This window comes from Chryseobacterium culicis (assembly GCF_900108365.1).
GTDB classification, from domain to species: domain Bacteria; phylum Bacteroidota; class Bacteroidia; order Flavobacteriales; family Weeksellaceae; genus Chryseobacterium; species Chryseobacterium culicis.
Window position 1 is genome coordinate 435,738 of sequence record NZ_FNWQ01000001.1, and the last position, 21,320, is coordinate 457,057.

Here is a 21,320-nt window from a genome sequence, read left to right on the forward strand (position 1 = left end):
AAAAATAACAAAAAGTGATATATCTTTGTTGTTAGAATTAATAGATAAATAATTTTTATCTATGAAATAAAATTTTTTTTCATCATTTGTGTTTTTTGAGGCCTCCATTCCTGGAGGCTTTTTTTAATTTTCAAAATCTTAATGGTCAAACAGTATTCTTCCGTCAAATGGTTGATCCCAAATGATGAATATTTTATCATCAGATCTACGCAAAGGGGTCTGTAAGGTTTCATAAATTCCCTTTTTGGTTAATCTTTCAACAATAAGATCAGAACCTCCGCCTATTTCATGTGCTGAATATTCCAACTGATATTCATTTTCATGGGTTTTCGTGAAATCTTTTTTACTGAAAATTTTTTGTGCCATAATAATTTTATGTAATGGTTCATTAGTATGAAGAATAAAGTGTGCCAATTGGGTACTGCATCATTTTTTACGATGTCCATAATAGGATCGGGAGAAATACTTATTTATTGAATATTAATTTTTTTTTACTAAAATGTAAATTATTTTTTTTGTAATACTTTGATCTCACTGTTAGATTTGTTACAAATTATTATAATTAATTATGAAGTGCTTTTTAAAGTATGGTGAAAATCCGTTTAAAATGCTGAAACCGTAAAATTTGCCGGAGAGGAATAAATTAGTGTTTTTTAAAAAAAATGCGATTCTTGGCACGATTTTTCAATATAAAATGATAACTCATGTTTAATTTGAGTTTTCATGGTTATTAGTTTTTATCCTCGGAATTTCCGAGGATTTTTTTTTGCCGTGAGTCATGTTTGTTCATGATCAATTAATAAATCCTCTTTATTAAAGAAAATTTCTTTTTTACTGAACTCTTCTCGGATGTGGAAAGTGCTGCGTAAGCCATTAAAAATAAACTAAACTATAAAAAGATATCCATACAGATTGAATAGTGAGTGAAAGAGCACTGTTAAGATAAAACTGTATGTGCGGGCATGCTTGTAATAATAAGCATAAAGGTTATTTAATATAATGCCTCCGAAAAATGTCATCACAATATACAGCCAATTATAAGAATGCATTGAGGCGAAAATAACACTCATAATAACGATACACAGCAGATTATTATGAAGGCGTATCCATTTGATTAAGATGAGGTAAGGGAGGTATTGAAATAGAAAAGTCTCTACAAATGGGGCAATGAATATAGCAATGAAATTTAATTCACCTTCTGAAATATTGGCGTATTTATTTTGGTGTACGTTAAAATGAAAATAGGCATCATTAAGGTAATTGAAAAAATATCCATTCAAAAGGGCTAACGCAAAGGAAGCAAAGAAGAAGGTTACCGTTTTTTTCATATGGAATAGCAGGGTTGTATAGAATGTACTATTGTACAAATTTAAAAGCAAAAAAACCTCTAAATAATTAGAGGTTTTTTCTGAGGTACCTAGCGGATTCGAACCGCTGTAGATGGTGTTGCAGACCACTGCCTAGCCGCTCGGCCAAAGTACCCTGTTACCATTTTTGAGGTGTGCAAATATAGCAAAATTTCTTTATGAACAAAAGTTTTTAGGCAATTTCTTTCTTTCCAAGAGCTTCTATTTCGCTTTTTGCTTGAATTTCAGCCTGATAATTTTTGAGGTTAATTACCCTCGTTTCACTCCATTTGTCATGCCAGCCGTTTTCTCCCAAAAAAGAAAGGCCATCAAACGGAACAATTCGGGAAAGACTTCGGTACATAATCTGCCGGGTGCTTGGTTTTGTACCGTCTGTACTGATTACTTTGGTTCCTGTAATGTATTTGGCAACGGTTCTTCCGTCTAAATAGTTTTCCATCAAAAAGTAATAAAGACAATAATTGAAATTTCCGATAAGAATCTGCCATAACATATTTCCATTACTGTAGAAGTAGAAAAATTCAATGGAAGTTACTTCATAAAGTAAATTAGAAATCGTAGAGAAGAGATAATTGACAATATATAGTACTACAAGGTCCAGGAAATTATTGGCAAGCCTTACCCCTAACGAGGCTTTATTATATTCAACAACATTTAGAATTCTTTTCATGTGTAAGGTTATTAGTTTTTTTAAAAATTAATTTTTATTGAAGTTTAAAATCCATTGACCAATAATTTTAAAGAAGCATTGGTGTCAATAACAGCGGTAATACCTGTATTGCTAAGAAGGATTTTGCTGGGCTTAAGATTGAAAACTTTACCGTTCATCTTTAATCCTTTATAATACTCCTTGTTAAAAGCTTCTTCGATGCTTTTTCTGGAGGTTTCTTCCAGTTCCTGAGTAGGAATGCCGTACTCTTCTTCAATCATTTTTACAATTTTCCCCTGGAATAGCAATGAAGCCGTTTTTTGAAGGATATTGGTTGTTTTCAGTTTAAATTTGGTTTCAGACAGGACAATTTTTCTTTTCGTTTCATCGTATACAGGGATTCCTGAAATGATGGAAGTTCCTTTTATATAACCATCGGTCTGAGCTTCAATCACTACTCTGTTGTCAAGTCCGTACACTCTGATATCGGTTACTTTTACTTTAGAATCCCGTACATCAAATTCTTTATTCAGGAAAGTTTTTCTTGCCATATTACTTGCTTCCGTAAAAGGAATATTGGCTGTTGTCTGTAAACTAAATTTATCTGCAACCGTAGGAGTAAAGTTAAAATTAGCAACACTGGTCACCGGGGAAGAAGCGGCCGGCTTATTTCCTGTGAAGGTTTCGGAATAAATATCAACACCAAGCGTAGCATTGATCTGGTTTCCATAGAATTTTAAAGGAGTAATATTAACACCTACCGGGCTTACTTTCAGCCATGTATTATACTCTTCCGAAATATTGAAAGGCTGTAAGAACGTATTCCAGGCCATTAAGGCATATTGCTGGAAGTTCAATTGTGTCGCCATCTGCTGGTCTATTGTTTTACAGAATTTTTCCTGCTGTTCCTTTAAGCTTTTTTCAACAACAGGGGTAATGGGAATTTGGATTCTTCCATAATCAAGCACCGGTTTGGTTACCCATCTGAAGCCATTGGGCTGGGTATTTGTAATAATAGTCCAGTTATTTTTAAAAGTAACAGTGGTATTGAAAGACATTACTGTTTCGAAGGTGGTGTTCTGATACGTATAAACTCCCAAAGTACCGATTCCTTTTTCTGCCCATATTTTTAAAGGAACTTCAATCAGTAAATTCTGGCTTGTACCTCCTACAAGACGGATGGGTCTTGTTTTCCATACTTTCACTTTAAACTGATCATTGTTGTTATCTGTATAAGAATCATCCTGATATACCAGATCTTTCACAGATGCGTTGATCATATTGCTCAATTCCGACAGAGGAATCGTGACAGGCATCGTTATGCTGGATTTGATCTTAGGGAAGTTGTAAGCGGCCAGCTGATTATCAACACCCGTTTGGCCAAAAGCGCTGATCCCTAGTGCTAAAAATAATATTTTGACGAATTTCAATTTGTACGTTTTTTTAATGAACGAAAATAAGCATTTTAAATTTCCGGCTTAAAGCTTTTTTCAAGCTCTACGCTGGCACCTTTCATTTCTCCCTGCATTGGGGGAGCGGTTTTCGTGATTTTTAATTTAATATAATCAACCTGTGGAAAGCGGTCATGGATTTTTGTGATGATTCTTCCGGCTGCATGCTCCAGCAATTTGGATTTTATTTTCATCTCCTGGTGGAGAATATCATTGATATCTGCATAGCTTATGGTATCATTCAAATCATCTGATGTGGCTGCTTTCCACAGATCGGTATGAAGTTCTGCATTTATAATATAGTAAGTTCCAATGATGTTTTCTTCAGGAAGTACACCATGGTACGCATATATTTTTACCTCTTCAAGATATATTTTGCTCATTTTTTTCAGATTTTATGAAGCAAAAATCGTTTTAATTCTTCAAAATCTGAATTTATTTCTACAGTTTTTTTCTCCTTTTTCATAAGGTCATTTAAGGATTCCGGAATTTCAATTGAATTTTGAATCGCTTTTTCCACAGCATCCGGGAATTTTACAGGATGTGCGGTTCCCAGAATAAATCCTTTTTGTTCCGGGTTTTCTTTCAAATAATGTTCCATGGCAGCAAATGCTACAGCACTATGGGGCTCCAGAATGTATCCGTATTTCTTATAGACTTCCGTGATGGTGTTCATTGTTTGGTCATCATCAATAGAATAGGCAGATATTTTATTTTTTACTGTTTCAAACTGATGCCCGAACAGCTCCAGAATTCTCACAAAATTGCTTGGATCTCCTACATCCATAGCATTGGATAGGGTAGCAACGGCTTTTTGCGGCTGGTAGTTTTGAGTTTTAAAATAATCAGGAACTACCTTATTGGCATTACACGCTGCAATAAAATGATGGGCAGGCAGACCTCTGAAGTAAGCCAGAAGCCCGGCACAGATATTCCCGAAATTGCCGCTTGGGACACAGATTACCGGATTTTCATGATAATGTGTTAGCCACTGTTTTATTGCTATTAAATAATAAATCTGCTGAGGCAGCCATCTTGCCACATTGATAGAATTAGCGGAGGTCAGAAACAAATGCCGGTTAATTTCTTCATCCGAAAAAGCCTGTTTTACAAGATTCTGACAGTCATCAAAACTACCGTTGATTTCCAGTGCTGAGATATTTTCTCCCAATGCAGTCAGCTGTTTTTCCTGAACCGGGCTTACCCTGTTCTTGGGATATAAGATGACAACGTCAATCTGTGGAACTTTATAAAATCCATGAGCTACAGCTCCGCCTGTATCACCGGAAGTAGCAACAAGAACGGTAACTTTTTTCTTCTGGTCTTTCAGGAAATAAGCCAGACAACGGCTCATGAATCTTGCACCAATATCTTTAAATGCTAAAGTAGGACCATGAAACAATTCCAATAGGGAAATCTGATCATTGATTTTTACCAAAGGAATTTCAAAACGAACTGTTTCAGCAACAATCTCTTTAAGTATTTCTGAAGGGATTTCGTCTCCGGTGAAGTCTTTCATGCATCTGTATGCTATTTCTTCATTGGAATATTGAGGAAGATTCTGAATAAATTCTTCATCCAACTGAGGAATATTCCCAGGGAAAAACAATCCTTTTTCCTGTCCCTGACCTTTTATGGTTGCCTCTCTGAAGTCAATTTTTTCGAAATGGTTTTTTAGATTATAATATTTCATTTTTGTTTTTTAGGTTAAGCTTCTTCAACGATTTGAATACCCGCCGGGTTTATTTTTGAGACATAGACAAAACTTTCTATATCAATTTCATCATAAGCTGACTGCATCATTTGAGCAATTTTTTCTGCTGTTTCTTTCTTTTCAGACAGCATAAAAATAGAAGGTCCGGAACCCGAAATTCCACCCCCTAAAGCCCCCAACTGAAGACTTTTTGTTTTAATTTCGTCAAATTTCGGAATCAGAATGCTGCGGATAGGTTCTATAATGACATCATTAAGGCTTCTGCCAATCAGGGAAAAATCATTTTTTTCAATTCCTGCCACCAGTCCTGCTATATTTCCCCATTGTTCTACAGCACTTTTTAAAGTAATGTTTTTCTTTAGAATCTGTCTGGCATCTGAGGTTTTTACTTCTACCTGCGGGTGAACGGCCGTTACAAATAAATCCGGACTGTTCAGAGGGATAATATCCATTGGGCTGGTAGATTTAACCAGCGTAATTCCTCCATAAATGCAGGGGGCAATATTGTCTGCATGGCGCACCCCTGAAGCCAGTTCTTCTCCGAACATGGCAAAATGAACCACTTCTTCTTTAGAAAGTGGATTTCCTAATAAGGCATTGGCCCCAAAGGCGGCTCCGGCGGCACTTGCCGCACTGGAGCCGAGCCCGCTTCCCGGCTTTATATGTTTATGGATAATGACCTCAAAACCGTTTTTCAGATTGAGGGATTCCTGCATTTTTAACAGAACGACTCCCGCAACATTTCCGGACGGCTCTTCGGGAAGCCCGAAAAGGTCTGTATGCTTTATAATGATTTCAGGGGTTTCCAATAATCGGAATTCCATCTCGTCATAAGGATCATGGACGGCCATGCCGAGAATGTCGAATCCGCAAACCATATTGGCTACGGTAGCAGGGACTTTTAATTTTATTTTTTTCATAACTAAATTTTAAATAGAACGGATTATATCTGCAAAGACGCCGCTTGCCGTAACATCAGCTCCGGCACCTGCGCCTTTTACCACCAGTGGCTGCTCAGAATATCTGAGGGTTTTAAAAATGACAATATTGTCTTTGCCATACAGATGAAACAGATCACTGTCCGGAGCGATATGCTGCAAACCTACTTTGGCTTTTCCATCTTCAAATTTTGCGACGTATTTTAATATTTTCCCTTCGTTTTTAGCTTCATTGAATAAGTTTTTAAAATGATCTTCATACTGTTTAAGTTTTTCGTAAAAACTGTCAACACTTCCCTGCATGCATTCTTCAGGCAGAAAACCTATGTTTTCAATTTCTTCAAACTGAAGCGGATATCCGGCTTCTCTTGCCAGAATTAAAATTTTTCTCGCTACGTCAGTTCCGGATAAGTCAAGTCTCGGATCTGGTTCTGTATACCCTTCTTTCTGGGCCTGTGCCACGACTTCAGAGAATGTTCTGCTGCAATCATAATTATTAAAAACAAAATTGAGTGTTCCGCTTAATACGGCCTGAATGGATTGTATCTGATCTCCGCTTTTAATCAGATCATTAATGGTCCCTATGACCGGAAGGCCTGCGCCTACGTTAGTTTCAAAATAGAAGTTGCAGCTGTGGTTTCTCGCGGTATTTTTTAGAGTCCTATATTTTTTTAAATCTGAAGAGGCTGCTATTTTATTACATGCAACGATATTCACACTTCTCTTTAATAGACTTTCATACACTTCAGGAATGTCTGGACTTGCCGTTACATCCACAAAAACTGAATTTCTGAGGTTTCTGTGGATAATTTCATCAGCAAATTCTTTGGCAGAGGCTTTTTCACCCTGCTGATCCCGGTTCAGATAATCTTCCTGCGATATTCCCCGATCTGAAAACAGCATATGACGGCTGTTGGAAATTCCTGCAATTCTCAGGTTGATTAAAAAGTTTTCCTTTAAATATTCATTTTGGTCATAAATCTGCTGGATCAGTTTTGACCCCACATTTCCTGTTCCGCAGATGTAAAGATGAATTTGCTTGATTTCAGATTCAAAAAATTCTTCATGAAGCACATTCACTGCCTTTTTACTGTCTTTTTCTGAAATAACAATACTTATATTTCTTTCTGAAGAACCCTGTGCAATGGCTCTTATATTGATGCCGTTATTTCCCAGGCATCCGAACATTTTCGCACTTACACCGCTTCTGCTTTTCATGCTTTCTCCTACCAGTGCTACAATGGAAAGCCCTGTTTCTATCTTTACAGCATACACTCTTTTGAGATTGATATCATCGGCAAAAGAAGAATTGATTGAATATTCGGCACGTAAAGCTTCTTTCGCTTCAATGGCAATAGTGATGGAATGTTCAGACGATCCCTGTGTAATAAGGATTACATTTATTTTCTCATGGCTTAAACACTGGAACAGCTTTGCCGAAATACCAGGAATTCCTACCATACCGCTTCCTTCCAATGTAAGCAGGGCAATATTGTTCATGTTTGAAATTCCTACAGCAATTTGTTTTTCATTGTCTGAGGTTTTCAGCTGATGAGAAATTAAAGTTCCCTGTGCGTCCGGATCAAAAGTATTTTTGATCACAAGATCTATATTTTTCACCATCACAGGCTGAATGGAAGGTGGATAAAGCACTTTTGCCCCAAAGTGAGACAGTTCCATCGCCTCATGATACGAAATTTCAGAAATAGGTTTGGCATTGGATGCCAGCCGTGGATCAGCAGTCATCATTCCGCTTACATCTGTCCAGATCTGCAGCTCATCCGCATGAATAGCCGCAGCAACAATAGAAGCTGTATAATCTGAACCTCCTCTTCCTAATGTTGTTGCATTATTTTTTTCATCACGGGCTACAAATCCAGGACCTATAATGATGCGGTTCTGATTTTCGTGCAGAAAATGGAGGATATTTTTTTCAGTGGTATGGAAATCTACTTTTGCGCTGGTGAAATTGCTGTCGGTTCTGATCAGTTCTGCAGCGTTCATCCATACGCAGTCTAATTTCTCCTGCTGAAGTCTGGCTGCGATAATATTTGAAGACAGAAATTCTCCGTAAGAAGCAATTTTATCTTTAATTCTGTCCGTCAGTTCACCAAGTACAGCGATTCCGTTACAGAGATCTTCGATATCATTGAAGTGCTTTTTTACAAAACTTAACCATGAACTTTGTTCCGGTATGGGAAGAAGATCTTTTACAAGACTGATATGTTTTTCTTCGAGATTCTGAACAATCTCACTGTAGCTTTCATCCTGTAAAGATGCATATTCTGCTGCTTTTATCAGTTGGTCCGTAACACCATGAAGTGCTGATACGATGACAACAATGTTATTTTTTAAAGATTCTCTTTTTATGATATGTTCTGCCAGTAAGATATTCTGAGAATGGGCGACAGATGTTCCGCCGAATTTTAAAACTTTCATTTATTATTTTTTGAAGTTGGATCAATAGAAATGGTTACTCTTTAAAAAAAAGAGTACGGGTGCCGGGAATACTATGTGAAAATCTACCCCACTATGGGGTAATTGTTGTAGTTGTGAATGTAGAAACAGAAGATAGGCCTGAAATAAGTGATTTCAGGGCAGAAATATCAGATATGTTTCTTAGAAAATTCATTGTAACGGAACAAATGTACAAATTATTTTGAGACAGCCAAGTTTTTTAACATAGATATTTTATTTCCTTTTTTGGAGATATATTTGGTGTAATTAATTAAAAATCTTATATTTATAATGTTAACTAATAACGAAGTAACCATGAAAAATTTAAAGAAAATTTCCCGAAAAGACTTAGGGCTGATCCGGGGAGCTGCATTCAGGTGCGACGGTTGCCCAACGGGCGTAGGATATGGCCCGGGTCCTGATTTTGCCCATTCCTGTGAAGAATACCATGCATTACCGGGGCGCTGCAAATCCTGTGTATTTGTAAGTTCATTATGTACTTATCCTGAAGGTTAATCAAAAAAGATAATATGAGAAATGTAAAAAAAATAAACCGAGAAAATCTGAAATCAATCAGTGGAGGAGCTATTAACAGCTGTTTTGAGAATTGTCCTGCCGGTCCGTACGGCCCGGGCGAACCAAGATCATGCGCTGATTATTATGCATTACCGGAATGCTGTAAAGGAAGAGTTTTAGTAAGCTTTGAATGCTTCGGCCCTTACTAATAAGCGATAAATAGTATTTTATTGCATAATTACCTTGTTTCAACCTTTATTTTTTTGAGCCATTAAAAACAAATAAGAAATTAAGACCGTATTAAGTTCTTTTATGCTAAAAAATCAGAATGATTTATCTTAATTATATTTTATTATTCAAAATATGGTTCAATGCAGTACAATATGGGTTCAATGTACAAAAATCAAACAGGGCAGTACTAAAAAATAATTCAATCCAATCTTAATCAAATCAAATAACCATGAGAAATTCAAAAAAATTAAACAGGGAAAGCTTAAGAGCTATTATAGGAGGAACAGGAGATACCTGTGCTGTAGATCTCGACTGCGGGCCAAAAGGATGTGCCGTATGTACAGATTTTAAAGGACGCAAAGTCTGTCTGTACCTCTTCCCGTATGATCCGTCAATACCAGGCAGCTGTATAGTTCTGGAGGGTTAATAAAAAATTAAAACCAATAAAGTCATTAAAACTACTATGAAAAATGTAAAGAAATTAAACAGAAAAGAACTTCAAACATTACAGGGAGCAGGTCCATCAACATGTACAGGATGCCCTAAGAATACCACTTACGGAAATAATCCTGGTGATGCCCCATGCGAGGCCTTTCAGATGCTTCCGGACCGTTGTAAAATGTGCGTTATTGTTGATATGTCATGTGTGAGCGGAGGAGTATCTTAAAAAATAATCTGCCTGAAAGGCAATAAAAAAGCACTGTGAAAACAGTGCTTTATTTTTTTAACAATTATCAGGAATGTACATTCCTCTTGGTACGCAGATTAATTCTCCATTACATCCTGTGCCACAGGTTTCATGAATTTCGCAGTTTAAGTTGCATGTTCCTCCGCCACCGTTAACATTTTTAAGACTTGTCCGGTCTAATTTTTTTAGATTTTTCATATTTATTATTAGTTTGAATTCTAAATATAATAAATATTGCCTGATAAAAAAATTATTTTATGCTTTTAGAAAGATCAAGCATGGCTTCAATTGGTTTCAATGCTTTTAATCTTAATTCTTCGTCAATAAGAATTTCAGGAAGTTCATATTTCATACATAAATACAGCTTTTCCATGGTATTACGTTTCATGTAGAAACATTCTGAACAGTTGCAGCTTTCATCAAAAACCAATGCCGGAATAAGTTCTTTGTGAGGTGCCCGTTTTCTCATTTCGTGAAGAATCCCTTCTTCAGTGGCAATGATGAATTTCTGGCAGTCGTCTTTTTCCACATAGTTCAGCAGGGCAGAAGTGGAACCGATAAAATGAGCCAGCTTTAATACGGCTTCTTCACTTTCCGGGTGGGCAATCAGTTTGGCATCCGGATTATCTGCCAGCTGCTGGGCAATTCTTTCCATTGAGAATGCTTCATGTACGATACAGCTTCCGTCCCAAAGGATCATATCACGTCCTGTTTTCTTAGAGAGATATCTTCCAAGGTTTTTATCCGGTGCAAAGATGATAGGCCTGTCTTTCGGAAGGGCTTCAATTACTGTTTCAGCATTGGAGCTTGTTACAATGATATCACTTTCTGCTTTGGTTTCTGCGTTACAGTTGATGTAAGTGGCAATTAAAGCATTCGGGTGCTGTTCACGCATTTTTCTCAATCCTTCTCCGGAACAACCGTCTGCCAGGGAGCATCCGGCCATAGTATCCGGCAGAACTACTTTTTTAGTTGGATTCAGAATTTTAGCGGCTTCTGCCATGAAATGTACCCCGCAGAATACAATCATGTCAGCATTCGTTTCTTTTGCCTGTCTTGCCAGCTGTAAAGAATCACCAAGAAAATCAGCAATATCCTGAATTTCTCCAGGCTGGTAATAATGGGCCAGGATAACTGCATTTTTTTCTTCTTTAAGTTTAAGAATGGCTTTCACCAGTTCTTCACCCTGAGGAATAGCAATATCTTTTATATCCAGAAATCCTCTGACAGGAATTGCCGATTTAGCTTTTTCTAATGTTTCGGTACTCATATCAACCTCAATTTTTTCTTTTATAGAAGTTAGAGATTAGAAACCAGAGGTTAGTATAAAATGAGGATAATTTTCCTGACACTAAAAAAACTAACTTCTGATTTCTAACTTCTAGTTTCTTTCTATAAAACTTTTTATTAAACTTTCTATTTCTATTTTAGCGGTATCAAGATCTTCATTAATCACGATCTTGTCAAACTCGGTGGCGTAGGTCATTTCTTCTTCTGCCTTTGCTACGCGGGTTTTTATGGTTTCTGCATCATCTGTGTTTCTGGAGATCAATCTTCGTTCCAATTCTTCAATGGAAGGGGGTTCAATAAAAATAGACAGTGCTTTTTCACCGAAATATTTCTTTAAAGAGATACCTCCTTTTACATCAACATCAAAAATAACTACCTTTCCCTGATTCCAGATTTTTTCTACTTCAGATTTCAATGTACCGTAATATTTATCAGTATACACTTCTTCATATTCTACAAAAGCATTTTCAGAAATTTTCTGTCTGAATTCCTCCGGTGTCAGAAAATGATAGTCCACCGCATGAATTTCACTTCCTCTCGGCTGTCTTGTAGTGCAAGAGATCGAAAATTCCAGCTCAGGAAATGTTTCCAGTGAATGTTTTACCAATGTAGTTTTTCCGCTCCCTGATGGCGCTGAAAATATAATTACTTTATCCATTTTTTTCAATTTCAGATCACAAGGTCCGGGCTTCGGGTTCTTTTTTTAGAAATGGCAACCGCGGATCCCGTAACTCGTATCGATCATTACAATACGTTTAACGTTTGTTCTTTAATTTTTTCAAGGTCATCTTTCATCATTACAACCAGTTTCTGAATTTCAGCATGGTTGGCTTTAGAACCCAGTGTATTGATTTCTCTGCCAATTTCCTGAGAAATAAATCCGAGTTTTTTTCCATTGAAAGATTCATTGTCCATTACTTCTTTATAGTATTTCAAGTGCTGGGCAAGCCTTACCTTTTCTTCGGAAATGTCAAGTTTTTCTGTAAAGTAGGCCATTTCCTGGTAAAAGCGTGTTTCATCTACATTTTCAAATTCTTTCAAAGATTTCTGATAACGTTCTTTCACGCTTACAATTCTTTCTTCCTCAAAAGGAATTACCTCTCCAAGATATTTATCAATATTCTGAATATTCCTGTTTAATTCTTCATGTAAAATACCGCCTTCAGTCCTTCTGAATTCTTCAAACCTGTCTACAGCATTATTAACGATCTTCGCCAAAGCTTCCCATTCTCCATCCGTAAGCTCGTCAGGTCTTGATGTAATGGCATCAGGAAGTCTTACTGCCATTTTAAGGTATTCGAAATCCGGACCGTCTGAAGCGATGTTTTTAAGTTCGTTGATATAGGAGTCAATTAAGTTCTTATTAATTTTTACATCATTGGACTCTTCAAGATTCTCTATATTTACGTAGCAGTCTACTTTTCCACGGATAATTCTATCGTTAAGAATTTTTCTGATTTCAAATTCTTTTTCTTTATAACGTAAAGGAATTTTAATATTTAAATCAAAGCTCTTGCTGTTCAGAGATTTAATATCTATAGTAATTTTTTTTCCTTCAAAAACATCTTCGGCTCTACCGAATCCGGTCATTGATAAAATCATAGTTTTTTATTGTTCTACAAAGATAAACATTTAAGTCTATAGTTTGACTAATGTTGAATGGCTTGAGGCTTGAGTCAGGAAGCGCGAAGATTGTTTTAGATACAAAAGAGATTTAATTTTAACTTCCAGCATCAGGCTTCCCTCTTCCAGCCAATTAAATGGACTCGTTTTCGTAAATTAGCGGTGTGAAAAAGAAAAATTTAATTTCTGTAGTAGGACCCACCGGAATTGGTAAAACGAGATTGGCCATTGATTTGGCGAAACATTTCAATACGGAGATTATTTCCTGTGATTCCCGTCAGTTTTTTAAAGAAATGAAAATAGGAACGGCTGCGCCATCGGAAGAAGAACTGGCGGCAGCACCTCATCATTTTATCGGGAATCTTTCAGTGGAAGACTATTATTCCATTGGGCAGTACGAAGAAGATGCCCTTCAAAAACTCAATGAGCTTTTTATTGAGCACGATACTGTCATTCTTGTGGGGGGAAGTATGATGTACGAAAAAGCTGTCATCGAAGGTCTGCATGATCTTCCTGAAGCCAATCCGGAAAATCAGGAAAAACTTCAAGGTATTATGGAGCAGGGGGGAATAGGAAAGCTTCAGGAGATTTTACAGGAACTCGATCCCGAGTATTTCAGCGTGGTGGATATTCACAATCACCGCAGGCTCTTGAGAGCCATTGATATTATCTGGCAGACGGATAAAAAATATTCTGAACATATATCGGTTTCTCAACATGGCAGAGATTTTAAGGTGATCCGCATTGGGATAGAAGCTCCAAGGGAAGAACTGTATGACAGAATCAACCGCAGGGTGAATATTATGGTGGAAAACGGATTGCTGGATGAGGTAAAAGATCTTGAAAAATTTAAAGATCTGACTGCTTTGAATACAGTAGGATATGCTGAGCTTTTCAAATATTTTGACGGAGAATGGGATCTTGATTTTGCTGTTTCAGAAATTAAAAAGAACAGCCGCAGATATGCAAAACGCCAGCTGACATGGTACAGAAAGGCAGATGATATTCATTATCTGCAATTGGGATATTCTGAAAAAGAGTATGAAGATTTGCTGAAATGGATTGCGGAGGAGTTTGAGAAGTAAATACTTTTACATTATTGACGACTTTTGAAGCTTTGAAAATACAGATTCTTTCGGAATGACAAACTGGGTGCTTGGTTTATCTATACATTATGTCATTCCGTAGGAATCTAACTGTAAATTCATATTGTAGATAAACAGAAACAATACAAAAAATGCGGCTCTGAAAAGAACCGCATCTTAAAACAAATATAATTAATTTACTACTTCCAACCGCCGCCTAAAGCTCTGTATAAATCTACAATGCTGCTTAATCTCTGTCTTTTGATGGAAGCCAGATTCAACTCTGCCTGTAGGGAATTCCCCTGTGCTGTAATCACTTCCAGGTAATTGGCTGAACCTCCTTTATAAAGAAGTTGTGCACTTTTAATCCCGTCTTTCAACGTGGCAGACTGTTCTGTGGCTTTTTGTTCCTGAACTTTTAAATTTTCATTAGAAACCAGAGCATCAGAAATTTCTCCCACAGCGTTCAATACGGACTGACGGAAGGCCAGTACATTTTTCTCTCTTTGAATTTTTGCTACTTCCAGATCTGTTTTCAGTTGTCTTTTCTGGAAAATAGGCTGGGTAATTCCTCCTAAAACCGATCCGAATAAAGAAGCCGGAATCTGGAACCAGTTATCAAATTTGAATGAATTTACCCCTCCATTGGCTGTAATCTTTAATGCAGGGTACATATTCGCCTGAGCAATCCCTACCATGGCATTAGATTCCAGCAGCACCAATTCCTGCTGGCGTACATCCGGTCTTCGGCTTACCATCGCCGCCGGAAGCCCTGCTGTAATATTTTGAGGCAGAGAAGTATCAGACATTTCAATGGTTCTGTTAATTTTATTAGGAACTTCTCCCACAAGAATGCTCAATGCGTTTTCCTGAATAGCGATATTTTGTTCCAGCTGGGCAATCAGAAGCTCTGTTGCCTGTTTCTGTGCTGCTGCCTGCTGAACTCCTAAAGAAGTGTTGTCACCGCTTTCCCACATTTTTTGCGTCATCAGTAAGGTATTGCTGCTCAGTTCCAGATTGGATTTTGCAATAGTCAGCTGTCTGTCAAGCATCAACAGGTTATAATACCCCTGTGCAATGGCGGCCACCACCTGAGTCTGCACTGCTTTTGAACCTTCATAGGTCTGAAGGTACTGCATTCTTGAAACCTCCTGCTGGTTTTTGATTTTCCCCCAGATATCTGCTTCCCATGAAAGGTTGAAGGCCGCGTTATAGTCCTCAACATGGCTTGAGCCTAAAAATAAATTTAAGCTTTGCCCGTTCATACTGTTTTTGGAAGGTCTTGAAATCTGTCCGCTTACTCCGAAACCTACGTCCGGATACTGCATATATTTTGCCTGTTTCAGTTTTTCCTGTGAAGCAGCAACCTGCTTTAGAGCAATCTGAAGGTCATAATTATTTTTAATTCCTTTTTCAATTAATCCCTGTAAAATAGGATCGCTGAAGAACTGTTTCCACTCCAGGTTGGCTATGCTGGCAGTGTCTGCAGTGGCGGTGTACTGGAACTTTTCCGGAAGGGGAAGCTCAGGCTCCGTGTAGGCCAGTTTAGACACACACGAAACAGAGCCGATAGCCAGCACAAATGTTAGAATAATATTTTTTACTCGTTTCATAGTTTTTAAACTTTTAATTGAATACAAAACTTAGAGAGGTTTCCGTTGATGCAAATTGTCTTTAGTAGGAGAAAGAAAATAGCTAGCTTTTGTAAACCATTAAGAGCAGGAAGGTAAATAGGTAAACCTATGATCTTAAAATTTTCTCTAAGTTTTTGTCATTCATTTTTTTATTAGTGTGGAGCAGCTAAAAGTTCTTCCTCCATTTGTTTTTTCAGAAGTCTTTTCTTTTTTCTGCTTGGCATTTTTTCATGCAGATACTGGAACACTACATACATTACCGGAATGATAAAGATCCCGAAGATTACTCCTGTAAGCATTCCACCTACGGTACTGTAACCAATGGAGTGGTTTCCTTTTGAAGAAGCACCCTGCGTCCATACCAGCGGAAGCATTCCCACGATGAAGGCAAAAGAGGTCATTAAGATCGGTCTTAAACGTAATCTTGATGCCTGAAGTGCAGATTCAATTAAGGATTTACCTGCTTTTCTTCTTTGTACGGCAAATTCTACAATCAGAATGGCATTCTTGGCGAGAAGTCCCACAAGCATGATCAATCCTACCTGAACATAAATATTGTTATCAATTCCGGCTAATCCTGTGAAAGCAAATACCCCGAAAATCCCTGTAGGAATGGTAAGAATAATGGCAAACGGAAGGATATAACTTTCATATTGAGCTGCCAGTAAGAAGTAAACGAACAAGATACTTAAGAAGAAGATAAAGGCAGTCTGTCCGCTGGTTTTAATCTCTTCACGGGTTATCCCGGTCCACTCATATCCGTATCCTCTCGGAAGGGATTGCTGGGCAACTTCTTCTACCGCTTTGATGGCATCTCCGGTACTGTAACCAGGTTTTGGAGTTCCGTTGATGGTTACTGCGTTGAAAAGGTTATTTCTTGTTACTGTTTCAGGACCGAAAGATCTTTTTAATGTTACCAGCGTTTTGGCAGGAACCATTTCTCCTGATTTATTTTTAACATAGATTCCTTCCAGTGAATTAACGTCAGTACGGTAAGGAATATCTGCCTGAGCCATTACCCTGTAATATTTTCCAAATCTGTTGAAATCCGATACAAAGCTACTACCAAAATAGATCTGCATGGTCTGCATCAGTTCTGTTACAGAAACACCCAGCTGGTTCGCTTTATCCGTATCCACATCAATAGTATACTGTGGGTTTCCTGCTGCATAAGTAGTGAAGGCGAAAGCAATTTCAGGTCTTTTCATCAGCTCTCCGATGAACTGCTGCGTGGTTGTTCCCAACTGTTCAAAAGAACCGTTTGTTTTATCCTGAAGCATGAATTCAAATCCGGAAACGTTACCGAAACCTTGTACAGTAGGGAAGTTGAAGAAGAATGCGTTGGCATCTTTCACCTGGCTTACCTTACCTGTCAATGTTGCTGCAATCTGATCAGGATCTTTCATCTCACCACGTTTATCATAATCTTTAAGCTTAATGAAACCTGCAGAATATGGGGAAGCGTTGGCATTACTGATGAAATTCATCCCATCGGCTACCCAAAGGTGGTTGGTTGCTTTTTCACCGTTGATAATTTTATCAATTTGAGCGGTAGCTCTGTGTGTTCTTTCCAGTGAACTTCCCGGAGGCGTATTTACTGCGTACAGTACGAATCCCTGGTCTTCCGTAGGAATGAATCCTGATGGAGCTTTTTTGATCAAAAATACACTTGCTGCTGTGATGATAATAAGACCTCCTATGGCAACCCATTTGTTTTTAATTAAAAACTTAAGGCTATAGATATATTTTCTCGTCATGCTGTTGAAGCTGGCATTAAAAGCATTGAAGAATCTTGCTCCAAAACCTTTTTTATGACCATGCTCACCATGCTCTCCCTGAGGATCATTTAAGAACATGGCACATAATGCCGGGCTCAATGTTAATGCATTCACTGCTGAAATTAAGATGGCAATCGCTAACGTGAAGGCAAACTGTCTGTAGAAAACTCCCGCAGGCCCCTGCATGAAACCAACCGGAATAAACACGGCACACATTACCAACGTAATCGAAATAATAGCTCCTGAAATTTCACTCATCGAGTGCATCGTAGCATGTTCTACAGGCATTCCCGTTTGTTCCATTTTAGAATGGACGGCTTCTACCACCACAATGGCGTCATCCACTACAATACCAATGGCGAGTACCAATGCAAACAAGGTAAGCATATTGATACTGAAACCAAATAACTGAAGGAAGAAGAAGGTTCCGATAATCGCTACCGGTACGGCAATTGCCGGAATTAAGGTAGATCTGAAATCCTGGAGGAAAATATACACTACAATAAATACCAGAATAAAGGCAATCACTAAAGTTTCTACCACCTGATGGATTGATGCATCCAAAAAGTCTTTGGAATTATACATGATGATGGGCTTCACTCCTTTTGGAAGGGTAGTTTCCATTACTTTTACCTGCTTTTCAATTTCCGTAAGGATTTCGTTGGCATTAGAACCGGCAGTTTGTAGGATGGCAAATCCGGCAACCGGTTTTCCGTCTACTCTGTTGGTCGCAGTATAGGTATAAGAACCGAACTCTACTCGTGCTACATCTTTTAATCTTAAGAAAGAACCGTCACTATTCGCTTTGATGGCGATGTTTTCATAGTCTTCGTTTTTATTCAGTTTTCCTTTATATTTAAGGATATATTCGTAAGTTTCCTTACTCCCTTGTCCAAGACGGCCCGGGGCTGCTTCAAGGTTGTGATCTTTAATCGCTCCCAAAACTTCCTGTGGCGAAAGATTGTTAGCTGCAAGACGATCCGGTTTCAGCCAGATTCTCATGGAATAATCCCTTGTTCCAAATACCTGAGCCTGTGCAACTCCGGGGATACGCTGTATCTGAGGAATAACATTGATTTTCAGATAATTTTGAAGGAATAATTCATCGTATTGTTTTTCATTTTCACTGGTTAATCCCATGAACATGATCATACTGTTCTGAACCTTTTGGGTTGAAATCCCGGCTTGTACCACTTCCTGAGGAAGCTGGCTCATTGCTTTTGATACACGGTTCTGTACGTTTACCGCAGCATTGTCCGCATCTGCTCCCTGCTTGAAGTAGACGCTAAGCGTCATGGTGCCGTCGTTACTGGAGTTGGAAGTCATATAGGTCATATTCTCAACCCCGTTCACAGCTTCCTCAATAGGAGTGGCAACCGAACGGGCTACCACCTCAGCATTAGCTCCAGGATAGAATGCCGTTACCTGAACGCTTGGCGGAGCGATGTCCGGAAAGAGGGCAATCGGTAAATTAAAGAGAGACAAGGCTCCCAATAATAAGAGTATTATGGAGATGACCGTTGAAAGGACCGGTCTTTCTATAAATTGTTTTAACATAAGAAGTTTATTTTTTTTAGTCTTCTGTATTCGGAAAGGACTATAATGGTTTTGCTTTTAACAAGCTGTCAGAAGAAATATTTTTCGGTCTGATGGAGGCACCGTCTTTCAAGTTTCCAATTCCTGTGTATACGATTTTCTCTCCGGGAGCAAGTCCTTCGGAAATAAAGTAATAGCTGTCTGTTTTTCCAGATATTTTAATAGGTCTTCCCATTACTTTTTTATCTTTATCCATTACATACACATACGTTTTGTCCTGAATTTCAAATGTAGATTCCTGTGGAATAACTACTGCGTTAGAGATCAGCTGTGGCATACGCACCCTTCCTGTGTTTCCGGTTCTTAAAGTTCCGTTCGCATTAGGGAAAACGGCACGTACACTGATGGCTCCGGTAGTTTTGTCAAACTGTCCGTCTACAATGCTTAATCTTCCTTTTTCAGGATAAGTACTGTTGTCGGCAATTACAAGATCTACCATTGGCATATTTTTAAGCTTTTCTTCCAAAGTAGCTCCAGGATATTTATTCTGGAAAGCAATGAAGTCCAGTTCACTTAAAGAGAAATAGGCATAAATTTCACTGATATCAGACAATAAAGTCAATGGATTTACGTCAGTCCTCGAGATCAGGCTTCCTTTTTTATAAGGAATTCTTCCGATATAACCGCTTATAGGAGCTGTGATAGTAGTAAACCCTACGTTGATTCTGGCGTTTCCTACAGAGGCTCTGGCTTGTGACGCAGCAGCAACAGCCGCTTCATAATTGGCTTTTGCTGTTTTAAGCTGAACATCAGAAACTACTTTTGCAGCAACCAGTGGCTGAAGCCTGTCTACTTCCACTCTTGCCTTTTGGATATTGGCATTGGCCACCTGAAGATTGGCCTGAGCCATATTCATCTGTTCGCCATAGCTTCTTGAGTCTATTTTAAATAACGGCTGTCCTGCTCTTACATAAGCACCTTCTTCTACATAAATTCTATCCAGATACCCATCTACCTGAGACCTGATTTCTACGTTGTTTTTTCCTTCCAAAGCAGTTGGGAATTCCTGATATGTAGTAGCGGGTGATGTAATAACGGTATAAACCGGAAGTTCTGGAGCTGGAGGTGCGGCATTGGTTCCTTCTGCGGCTTTTGTGCAGCTCTGTAAAAGAATTATACTTGCAATAAGTACAATAAACCTTGTTTTTCCAGGTAATTTCATTGTTGGTTTAATTTTTTTAATGAAGTTGTTAGAGGTAGTAATGTTGTTTTGATAAATGCTGTATTTTTTCCTAACAGTGTTAATAATCAGTTCAAAAAAAATTACAGAATTTTTAATGTCCAATGAAGTCGATTGTTTCCATAATTGAAAATTGTTTTTAATGTATTAAAGTGTATAATGTTGGTGTAAGGTGTGTTAATTTTACTAACAGTGTTAATTTATAAGCAAAAATGACTAATTTTAACAACTGAATATGATGAATGGCTTCATAAAAGATTGAGTTTTTAATCATGAATAACAGAATTATTTATATTAATTCAGTGTTAAGTTTCCTAACGGCGTTAATTTTTAATTCAAAAAAAAATTACAAAGACTTAATAAAAGCCGAAACAGTTTCGTCCAATGTAGTCTTATTCATTGTTGAAGGGATATCAGCTGTACGCATCATCATAATAGAGATCATACCGTGTACGGCAGAAAACAGAGCGTGAGACATATGACAGGCATTGTCCGGATTGGATCCGTTTTTCTTTATAATCTCATAAGTACATTCATAGATAAGCTCCTGAAATGATGAGAATTCCTTTTTCATCTGACCTTTTCCGCAGCACTGCATTCCAAGACCAAACATCAGCTGGTAATATTCCTTATTTTTAAAAGCAAAGTTCCAGTACGCATCCACAATGGCAACAAGCTGTTCTTCCGGAGTACTGTGTTTTTGCTGAGCTTTTAAAAGTTCTATATGTAATTTGTGGAAGCCATCTAAAGAAATTTCAAATAGAATAGCTTCTTTATTTTCAAAATAATCATACACCACCGGGGCACTATACTCAATAGCGTCTGCTATCTTTCGCATAGAAAGTGATGCCCAGCCTTCAGTTTTAGCCAACGTAAAAGCAGCCTGCAAAATATTTGCACGGATGGATTCTTTTTCTCGTTGACGACGTTCATGTAGACCCATGATATTTATTTACTAACAGCGTTAGCAAAACTACAAACTTTTTACTATAACTTCCAAAGGATATTGTAAGTTTTAAAGGTTGATTGGTTTAATTCAGAAAAATTAATCAAAGGCTGGATGCTGGAAGAATGGGGGCTGGAAGTTAATTTTAGTGTTGAATAATGCATTTATAGAATTTGA

21 protein-coding genes and 1 tRNA gene are annotated in these 21,320 nt (G+C 37.8%); 5 read left to right on the forward strand and 17 right to left on the reverse strand.

From position 1 onward, the window contains the following. Window positions 1-138: 138 nt before the first annotated feature. The 9 genes from BLW74_RS01910 to thrA form a co-directional block, all read right to left on the reverse strand. Entirely contained in the window at window positions 139-366 is a 228-nt protein-coding gene (locus BLW74_RS01910) for a glutathione synthase (protein WP_089689774.1), read from the reverse strand. A 518-nt stretch (window positions 367-884) separates the two neighbouring features. Further along, complete coding sequence (locus BLW74_RS22840; RefSeq protein ID WP_089689775.1) at window positions 885-1,328, reverse strand: CPBP family intramembrane glutamic endopeptidase; 444 nt, start codon at window positions 1,326-1,328, stop codon at window positions 885-887. 83 nt (window positions 1,329-1,411) lie between these two features. Continuing rightward, window positions 1,412-1,482: transfer RNA gene (locus BLW74_RS01920), tRNA-Cys, on the reverse strand. Window positions 1,483-1,539: 57 nt separating this feature from the next. Further along, window positions 1,540-2,037, reverse strand: a complete 498-nt coding sequence (locus BLW74_RS01925; protein WP_089689776.1) for an RDD family protein — start codon at window positions 2,035-2,037, stop codon at window positions 1,540-1,542. A gap of 44 nt (window positions 2,038-2,081) precedes the next feature. Then, complete coding sequence (locus tag BLW74_RS01930) at window positions 2,082-3,446, reverse strand: DUF4403 family protein (protein WP_089689777.1); 1,365 nt, start codon at window positions 3,444-3,446, stop codon at window positions 2,082-2,084. A gap of 35 nt (window positions 3,447-3,481) precedes the next feature. After that, window positions 3,482-3,850 carry a dihydroneopterin aldolase gene (folB, locus tag BLW74_RS01935; RefSeq protein WP_089689778.1) on the reverse strand — a complete coding sequence of 123 codons (369 nt, stop codon included), beginning with the start codon at window positions 3,848-3,850 and terminating at the stop codon, window positions 3,482-3,484. 5 nt (window positions 3,851-3,855) lie between these two features. Further along, window positions 3,856-5,160 (reverse strand): threonine synthase, encoded by a 1,305-nt coding sequence (gene thrC / locus BLW74_RS01940; protein ID WP_089689779.1) that lies wholly within the window; start codon window positions 5,158-5,160, stop codon window positions 3,856-3,858. Between the two features lie 14 nt (window positions 5,161-5,174). Further along, the gene (locus BLW74_RS01945) at window positions 5,175-6,101 is read right to left on the reverse strand and encodes a homoserine kinase (RefSeq protein WP_089689780.1); all 927 of its coding nucleotides are present in this window, start codon (window positions 6,099-6,101) and stop codon (window positions 5,175-5,177) included. Between the two features lie 9 nt (window positions 6,102-6,110). Then, window positions 6,111-8,558 carry a bifunctional aspartate kinase/homoserine dehydrogenase I gene (gene thrA, locus BLW74_RS01950; RefSeq protein ID WP_089689781.1) on the reverse strand — a complete coding sequence of 816 codons (2,448 nt, stop codon included), beginning with the start codon at window positions 8,556-8,558 and terminating at the stop codon, window positions 6,111-6,113. Window positions 8,559-8,867: 309 nt separating this feature from the next. Here thrA and BLW74_RS01955 point away from each other — a divergent pair, with 309 nt between their 5' ends. The 4 genes from BLW74_RS01955 (at window position 8,868) to BLW74_RS01970 (ending at window position 9,990) form a co-directional block, all read left to right on the forward strand. Then, window positions 8,868-9,092: a bacteriocin-like protein gene (locus BLW74_RS01955; protein WP_089689782.1), complete on the forward strand. Its 225-nt coding sequence runs from the start codon at window positions 8,868-8,870 to the stop codon at window positions 9,090-9,092. A 14-nt stretch (window positions 9,093-9,106) separates the two neighbouring features. Further along, window positions 9,107-9,301, forward strand: a complete 195-nt coding sequence (locus tag BLW74_RS01960; RefSeq protein WP_089689783.1) for a bacteriocin-like protein — start codon at window positions 9,107-9,109, stop codon at window positions 9,299-9,301. Between the two features lie 251 nt (window positions 9,302-9,552). Then, a complete protein-coding gene (locus BLW74_RS01965; RefSeq protein ID WP_089689784.1) occupies window positions 9,553-9,750 on the forward strand; it encodes a hypothetical protein in 198 nt (65 codons plus the stop codon). 36 nt (window positions 9,751-9,786) lie between these two features. Then, entirely contained in the window at window positions 9,787-9,990 is a 204-nt protein-coding gene (locus BLW74_RS01970; RefSeq protein ID WP_089689785.1) for a bacteriocin-like protein, read from the forward strand. A 57-nt stretch (window positions 9,991-10,047) separates the two neighbouring features. Here the strand turns inward: BLW74_RS01970 and BLW74_RS22295 are convergent, their stop codons facing one another. From BLW74_RS22295 to BLW74_RS01985, 4 genes are all read right to left on the reverse strand, one after another. Further along, window positions 10,048-10,209 (reverse strand): bacteriocin-like protein, encoded by a 162-nt coding sequence (locus tag BLW74_RS22295; RefSeq protein ID WP_167358362.1) that lies wholly within the window; start codon window positions 10,207-10,209, stop codon window positions 10,048-10,050. Between the two features lie 52 nt (window positions 10,210-10,261). Then, window positions 10,262-11,281: a quinolinate synthase NadA gene (nadA, locus tag BLW74_RS01975; RefSeq protein ID WP_089689786.1), complete on the reverse strand. Its 1,020-nt coding sequence runs from the start codon at window positions 11,279-11,281 to the stop codon at window positions 10,262-10,264. A gap of 111 nt (window positions 11,282-11,392) precedes the next feature. Continuing rightward, on the reverse strand, window positions 11,393-11,959 hold the full coding sequence (gene gmk / locus BLW74_RS01980; protein WP_089689787.1) for a guanylate kinase: 567 nt from the start codon (window positions 11,957-11,959) through the stop codon (window positions 11,393-11,395). 86 nt (window positions 11,960-12,045) lie between these two features. After that, on the reverse strand, window positions 12,046-12,903 hold the full coding sequence (locus tag BLW74_RS01985) for a YicC family protein (RefSeq protein WP_089689788.1): 858 nt from the start codon (window positions 12,901-12,903) through the stop codon (window positions 12,046-12,048). A gap of 185 nt (window positions 12,904-13,088) precedes the next feature. On the opposite strand from BLW74_RS01985, the gene miaA reads away from it, so the two are divergent. Then, complete coding sequence (miaA, locus tag BLW74_RS01990) at window positions 13,089-14,009, forward strand: tRNA (adenosine(37)-N6)-dimethylallyltransferase MiaA (protein ID WP_089689789.1); 921 nt, start codon at window positions 13,089-13,091, stop codon at window positions 14,007-14,009. Between the two features lie 200 nt (window positions 14,010-14,209). Here the strand turns inward: miaA and BLW74_RS01995 are convergent, their stop codons facing one another. The 4 genes from BLW74_RS01995 to BLW74_RS02010 form a co-directional block, all read right to left on the reverse strand. Next, a complete protein-coding gene (locus tag BLW74_RS01995; RefSeq protein WP_089689790.1) occupies window positions 14,210-15,622 on the reverse strand; it encodes an efflux transporter outer membrane subunit in 1,413 nt (470 codons plus the stop codon). A 173-nt stretch (window positions 15,623-15,795) separates the two neighbouring features. Beyond that, window positions 15,796-18,978: an efflux RND transporter permease subunit gene (locus BLW74_RS02000; RefSeq protein ID WP_089689791.1), complete on the reverse strand. Its 3,183-nt coding sequence runs from the start codon at window positions 18,976-18,978 to the stop codon at window positions 15,796-15,798. A gap of 40 nt (window positions 18,979-19,018) precedes the next feature. Beyond that, window positions 19,019-20,179 carry an efflux RND transporter periplasmic adaptor subunit gene (locus BLW74_RS02005; RefSeq protein ID WP_089690618.1) on the reverse strand — a complete coding sequence of 387 codons (1,161 nt, stop codon included), beginning with the start codon at window positions 20,177-20,179 and terminating at the stop codon, window positions 19,019-19,021. 364 nt (window positions 20,180-20,543) lie between these two features. Continuing rightward, on the reverse strand, window positions 20,544-21,140 hold the full coding sequence (locus BLW74_RS02010) for a TetR/AcrR family transcriptional regulator (protein WP_089689792.1): 597 nt from the start codon (window positions 21,138-21,140) through the stop codon (window positions 20,544-20,546). Between the last annotated feature and the right edge of the window lie 180 nt (window positions 21,141-21,320).

Coding starts and splice junctions, on each gene's coding strand:
- BLW74_RS02000 (WP_089689791.1), bottom strand. CDS start 18,978: ATGTTAAAACAATTTATAGAAAGACCGGTCCTTTCAACGGTCATCTCC.
- gmk (WP_089689787.1), bottom strand. CDS start 11,959: ATGGATAAAGTAATTATATTTTCAGCGCCATCAGGGAGCGGAAAAACT.
- nadA (WP_089689786.1), bottom strand. CDS start 11,281: ATGAGTACCGAAACATTAGAAAAAGCTAAATCGGCAATTCCTGTCAGA.
- thrC (WP_089689779.1), bottom strand. CDS start 5,160: ATGAAATATTATAATCTAAAAAACCATTTCGAAAAAATTGACTTCAGA.
- BLW74_RS01910 (WP_089689774.1), bottom strand. CDS start 366: ATGGCACAAAAAATTTTCAGTAAAAAAGATTTCACGAAAACCCATGAA.
- BLW74_RS01995 (WP_089689790.1), bottom strand. CDS start 15,622: ATGAAACGAGTAAAAAATATTATTCTAACATTTGTGCTGGCTATCGGC.
- BLW74_RS01955 (WP_089689782.1), top strand. CDS start 8,868: ATGTTAACTAATAACGAAGTAACCATGAAAAATTTAAAGAAAATTTCC.
- BLW74_RS01985 (WP_089689788.1), bottom strand. CDS start 12,903: ATGATTTTATCAATGACCGGATTCGGTAGAGCCGAAGATGTTTTTGAA.
- BLW74_RS01945 (WP_089689780.1), bottom strand. CDS start 6,101: ATGAAAAAAATAAAATTAAAAGTCCCTGCTACCGTAGCCAATATGGTT.
- BLW74_RS02005 (WP_089690618.1), bottom strand. CDS start 20,179: ATGAAATTACCTGGAAAAACAAGGTTTATTGTACTTATTGCAAGTATA.
- BLW74_RS01965 (WP_089689784.1), top strand. CDS start 9,553: ATGAGAAATTCAAAAAAATTAAACAGGGAAAGCTTAAGAGCTATTATA.
- BLW74_RS02010 (WP_089689792.1), bottom strand. CDS start 21,140: ATGGGTCTACATGAACGTCGTCAACGAGAAAAAGAATCCATCCGTGCA.
- BLW74_RS01925 (WP_089689776.1), bottom strand. CDS start 2,037: ATGAAAAGAATTCTAAATGTTGTTGAATATAATAAAGCCTCGTTAGGG.
- BLW74_RS22840 (WP_089689775.1), bottom strand. CDS start 1,328: ATGAAAAAAACGGTAACCTTCTTCTTTGCTTCCTTTGCGTTAGCCCTT.
- folB (WP_089689778.1), bottom strand. CDS start 3,850: ATGAGCAAAATATATCTTGAAGAGGTAAAAATATATGCGTACCATGGT.
- thrA (WP_089689781.1), bottom strand. CDS start 8,558: ATGAAAGTTTTAAAATTCGGCGGAACATCTGTCGCCCATTCTCAGAAT.
- BLW74_RS01960 (WP_089689783.1), top strand. CDS start 9,107: ATGAGAAATGTAAAAAAAATAAACCGAGAAAATCTGAAATCAATCAGT.
- BLW74_RS22295 (WP_167358362.1), bottom strand. CDS start 10,209: ATGAAAAATCTAAAAAAATTAGACCGGACAAGTCTTAAAAATGTTAAC.
- BLW74_RS01970 (WP_089689785.1), top strand. CDS start 9,787: ATGAAAAATGTAAAGAAATTAAACAGAAAAGAACTTCAAACATTACAG.